Here is a 362-nt window from a genome sequence, read left to right as displayed (position 1 = left end):
TGCAGGTTGGATTGGCGGCGGCTGCCGTCCTCGTTGAAGGCTTCGTTGACGACGTCCCAGTAGGCGAGTTTGCCTTTGTAGTGGCTCATCACGCCGTTGATGTGGTCGATCATGGCTTGGCGCAGGCTGCTGCCGCTGAGGCTCTGCATCCAGCCCGGTTGCTGGGAGTGCCAGGCGAGGGTGTGGCCGCGGACTTTCATGCCGCGCTGGGTTGCCCAGTTGTAGATCTGGTCGCCGGAGCTGAAGGTGAACTGTCCGCGCTGGGGTTCGGTGGCGTCGGGTTTCATCTCGTTCTCGGCGGTGACCATGTTGAACTCGCGGCCGGCGATGGTGGTGTAGGTGGAGTCACCGAGCCGGCCGGC

At 64.1% G+C, this 362-nt stretch carries 1 protein-coding gene; it reads right to left on the bottom strand.

Features of this window, described 5'->3' with window-relative positions; genetic code table 11:
* On the bottom strand, positions 1-362 hold a 362-nt coding region (locus ODJ79_RS46840), incomplete at both ends, for an endo-1,4-beta-xylanase (protein ID WP_263030215.1).

The sequence above is a fragment of the Actinoplanes sp. KI2 genome (assembly GCF_025630775.1).
In the GTDB taxonomy this organism is placed as follows: Bacteria; Actinomycetota; Actinomycetes; order Mycobacteriales; family Micromonosporaceae; genus Actinoplanes.
Note: the sequence above shows the minus strand (reverse complement) of the source record. Positions and strands in the feature narration are given on the sequence as shown.